Raw genomic sequence first — 5496 nt, forward strand, 5'->3', positions numbered from 1 at the left:
TGTAGTTAATGAAACTGTTGTTCCAATGGCATTTCTATTAGATGTGGTTCCTTCTAATGAAACTTTGAACCATTTAAGAGTATCAAGTTTATTTTGGTCGATTATTTTATTTTCATAAAAAAAAGAAGATTTATTAGAATTGGCTAAGTAGATATCTAAATCACCATCATTATCATAATCAAAAACCTCGGCTCCTAAACTTATAGTTAAATCGTTAAAATTAACCTCTTTTGAGATATCATTAAATACATTTCCACCTTCTTCATGTAAATTTTTGAAATAATAATTTGTATCACTTCCTCTGTAACCATTTACTACAATCAAATCTTCATCTCCATCTAGATCAAAATCGGCAAAGCGAGTATCCCAAGCCCATCCTGTATTCAAAACATTTTGATCAACTGCCGAGTCGGTATATGTATTATTGCCATTATTTTTTAAAAGTGCATTTCTGCTTATGTTTGTAACAAAAATATCAAAATCCCCATCATTGTTATAATCTCCAATAGTTATCCCCATTCCGTTTCCAGCATTGTCTACTCCATAGCTTATACTTTCTTCTGTGAAATCTGTTCCATTTTTATTTATGTATAGATTGTTTGGTGTGAAAACATCATTAGAAATGTAGAGGTCAGACCAACCATCATTATTTGCATCAACTGGAATTCCTAAATAGGTATTTAAATTATTGCCTGAAATATCGAATTGGTCGTTTACCTTTTGAAAAGTTCCATTACCATTATTTTTATACATGCTATTACCATCACAATATGCCCAATCACCAATATAGATATCAAGAAATCCATCATTGTTATAATCAAACCATGTAGCACTTGTATTGTTGCAATTATTCCGTGCTGTAAATCCAGCCTCTTGAGTTTTTTCTATAAAAGTTCCGTCCCCTTGATTATGAAAAAGTTGAATTCTATATGCATTTGTCAAAAATAAGTCTGAAAAACCATCATTGTCATAATCGCCCCAAGACGCTCCAAATTTAAATCCTTGAAACCCACCTTCTATATCGTCTTCAATAAATGGATACAAGTTCATTAATCCAGATACCAAAGTTACGTCTTCAAATGTGCCGTTATTATTATTTTTAAATAATCTACTGTGGCTTATTTCATTACCTTCTTCATCTTTCTCTTTCGCCACAACAAATAGATCTAAATCATTGTCTCCATCATAATCAGCAACTGCTACGCCGTTATTTTTAGCTAAGATGTTGATTTTGGACGGAGTTTCTATTCGTATGAAATTTTGTCCTAATGTTAGATGGCTAATTAGTAACATCAAAAAGAGATATATAAATTTAGCCATGGATGCAATGTTTGTCATTTTATAAATTAGCTAAGAATTTAATGAAGATTTTAAATTGGTCTACAATTTAATAAAAAGTTTAGATTGATTATTTATTTTTAAGATGTAAACACCAGATGCTATTGTCTGAGGGTATTTAATCGATGTGATTTTGTTAGTTTCGTCGTATTGTTTTTCTATAATACTTATAATACTTCCTTTCATATCTATAAGATTGAAATTGTCAGAGACTAGAGTATTAGAAATAAATATAGAACCAGAAGCGCTAGGATTTGGAAATACTTGATAATTTTTAGAAATAGGTATTTCTTCCTGATTTTTACCATCAAAATATTTCACTCCAAAATTAAAGGCATCGACTCCTATTTTCTCACCAATTAATCTACCAGGTATATCATCAGCAGGTGGGTGAATACCTCCCCATATTCTAGATAAACTACACTGATCTGATGCATCACGATAGGTTGCCCATTGTAATTTTACATCTACACTTGGTCCTTCTTCAAAAACTAAAAATTCATTTTTAATAGCAACAAATTCGCCCATTCCTCCAGGAAAAAAAGCATCTCCAGTAAGCAAGGTCATTATCTCTGCCGCTGCTCTTGAATAGGTAGAATGCCCAGAAACATAACCAGCAAATGGAGGAGTTACAAAAGAAGGGCGCTGATATGGCCACCAATTTTCAGCTAATATCCAACCCGCACCAGCTTGGTCCACTTCTGGGTTACCTATATTACTATGTCCTTTCCAAGTATATAATTTGATTTTTCCAATATGTTGACCTATTCGTCCTTCCAGGTCATCTCCCGCCTCGACTAATTCAATATAACCTGGATTTAAAGGGATACCTGCTATGTGGTAATTTGGTTTTGTAGGATCGGAGCTTTGGCCCTTATCAGCCATAAAACGAATTGCGGAAATTGGTCTAATATAATCATACCAACCTTTAATGCTCCAAGCAGAAATTGCTGCATCATGCATAGCCCCACCCATCAGGAAATAAGATTTAACATCCCATTCTAGATCATTTAATGAATCTCCTATACCTTCTATTTTTTTTGAAGCCAATTCATGATCACTTACATAGTTTAATAGTGTGAACCAATGTCCTGGTGGTGTTTCAGAATCTGGTCCATCAGCCCAAAATTCAGCCAGAACTCTTGTGTAATCACCACGTGGAACTATTTGTTCGTCGTAGGGCAGATTGGTAATTGGATTTAAAGCATGGCCATTACCAATATCTCCTCCGTCTATTAAATTATAAAAATTAGGATAATCTTGAAAAGTCTGTGGTAATAAAGAACTATTTATATTGCCAATTGAGTTCGGTGAAATATCCCACATAACTTGATCTGTTGGATCTAGATGTGATCCCCAAATAGTTACAACAGAATTTCCCCATTTATAGGAATTACTGGCATCTGTTGTATTATTCAGATCTATATACGGAGGTGGGCTAGGATCATGATAAACTACGTAAGTATCTCCATTTCTTTGATTAATCGTTTTTACTGATTCATTCATAGAAAAAGGTAAAACATTACCCCATTCTGGGCTTAAAAAATCTGGAGTATTTTCATTGATTAAATTTCCACTTTGGTCTATAAAAACATCTAAACTTAAAGGTTGCCATCTGTTGGGGTCAAGGAGAGATTCGTTGCCTGCAAGTACTGGCACTAAAGGAGGATTTATAGATTCATAATAATTATTTTCATAACTATTTGTTTCTCTAGAGCCATCAGTAAATCCATAATCGATTACTGCTTCCGCAATATAATTTCCAAGAGCAGCTGGATTACCCGTTTGATAATTTTGCGAAGTTTCATTTATATCATAGCCTAATGCTTGCATCAACTCATTAAATTGTTCTTGAGTTTCTAATACATTAGGAGAATTCTTAAATCTATGAGTTAATAATCGATAGGCTGCATAACTAATAGATTTATTTCTAGCTTCTTCCCTAGGTTCAGTTGTTGTAAAACCATCAAATATATTTTCATAATTATGAACTTTATTTCCGATAAGATAAGGTCTAGCATGATCATCAAAGATGGCCCAAGCATCATACATCGCAATACTTGTGTGAAATAAATTTCTGGCATGAACAGTTGGTCTGGCGTAATCTCCTCTAATTGCGTGTAATAAAGCTTCATTCCATAATCGCGCAACAGAAAAGTCATTCTCTGAAGAAATTGTAGATGGCTCGAGGTTAACAATTAAGTTTGAAGGAAGGCTTGAGCAGCCATTTGTTTCAATCACTTGGATTTTACCTAAAGATTGTAGTCCCCATTTAATCTTAATTGTATTATCGTTAACCCTTTCTACTATTTGACCTCCTTCTACTTGCCAATTAATCTTGCTACCTTGAATTATTGGATAAGAATATACTTCTGTTTTTAAAAAAAATGAATCTGAACTTCCGATTATATCTTTAGAATCTAAATAGGTACAAGAACCATCATCTTCAGTAGCTAGTGAATTATAATTGCATGAATTGGGGTCTGTACAGCCTTTTATTTTGGTGCTTGGGTTGTTATTTACAATTTCATATCCTACCCCTTCGGTAGCCAATATGGTTGTATTTGCATCAAGATTGGAATAAGTTTCAATTAAACCTAATGGCCAAGCAATTTTTAATTCTATAATTTTATCGTCCTCACCAAGACCGAAATGAACGGGTTGCAAACTTTGTGTATATAAACCACTACCATGATAATATCTGTGATAGATTCCCTTACTGGTAGTTACAGAAATTGTCGATCCGATGGCATCACGATTGGAAATTGTCCCAGATAAAGCAATTTTAAACCAATGAAGATTTTGTGATTGTGATTCAATTTTATTCTCGTATAAGAATGATAGCGCATCAAAATTGGTCGTATAAAAATCTAAGTCACCATCATTATCATAATCGAAAACTGTACTACATAGACTATAGGTATATTCATCTAGACCTACTTCACTTGTTGCATTAATAAATTTGTCTTGACCTTCTTTTAGTAAATTTTTAAAGAATGTATTATAATTTTTATTACCAATAGTCCCATTAGCTACTATAATATCTTCATCTCCATCAAGATCTAAATCTCCAAAACGAGAATCCCATGCCCAACCCGCATTGAGGACTTCTTTATCCAATGCTATATCAATATAATTATTGCCGCCATCTCTTGTATAAAGCGCATTTATATTTATGTTTGATAGATATATTTCAAAGGACCCATCGTTATTTGTATCTCCCACCGATAACCCCATTCCAGTGGAATTATTATTTAAATTGAATTCTGTAGATTGTTCAACAAATGCAATTCCATTTTGATTGATATAAAGATCATTCCGCCCAAAATCATTTGCTGAATATAAATCTAGCCACCCATCATTATTTACATCTATTGGAATACTTACAAATGTATATGGACTTCCAGCTATTGCTGTAGAAAGTATACCTGTTACATCACTAAAAGTACCATCTCCATTATTTTTGTATAAAGAATTTTTATTACAGACAGAGCCGTAATCACTAAAGAAGAGATCTAGATAACTATCCTTATCGTAATCAAACCACAAGGCACTCCTATTATCACACTCATCTTGACTATTTAAACCTGAGCTATTAGTAACGTCTATAAATGTTTCATTACCTTGATTTTGAAAAAGATGGATTCCATTGGTTTTTGTTAAAAGTAAATCAGGGTTTCCATCATTATTAAAATCTCCCCATGAAACACCCCAGTTGGTTCCTGATGAGTCATTTTCTGATTCGGAAAGAATTAATCCTGCAGATACAGTGATATCTTTAAAAAAGCCATTATTTTCATTTCTAAATAAGCGACTATAGCTTATGTTATTACCTTTTTGATCTTTCAATTTAGCTACAACAAATAAATCTAAATCGTTATCTCCATCGAAATCTGCTACTGCCGATCCTGTATTTTGTTCCATTAAATCAAGGCCAACTTGAGATTCAACGCGAGTAAAATTTTGCGAAAATAACTTAGCGCTATTATTTAAATAAAGGAATAGTAGCAAAAAGAAGCAATATTTTATTGTTGTTTTAACTTTCATTCAATATTAATTTAACTGAGTATTTAAAAAGGTAGATTTGAAAATAGTTTATATTTTAATAAAAAGTTTAGATTGATTATTTATTTTTAAGATATAGACACCAGATGCTAT

Annotated in this window: 2 protein-coding genes; both read right to left on the reverse strand. The window is 32.7% G+C overall.

Annotated elements, in window-relative coordinates; genetic code table 11:
* On the reverse strand, nt 1-1320 hold a 1320-nt coding region (locus tag AC2D6V_RS15330; RefSeq protein ID WP_484649951.1), incomplete at its 3' end, for an FG-GAP repeat domain-containing protein.
* A gap of 60 nt (nt 1321-1380) precedes the next feature.
* Nucleotides 1381-5385 (reverse strand): FG-GAP-like repeat-containing protein, encoded by a 4005-nt coding sequence (locus tag AC2D6V_RS15335; RefSeq protein ID WP_484649954.1) that lies wholly within the window; start codon nt 5383-5385, stop codon nt 1381-1383.
* Between the last annotated feature and the right edge of the window lie 111 nt (nt 5386-5496).

The sequence above is a fragment of the Algibacter sp. YIN40 genome, from assembly GCF_057219435.1.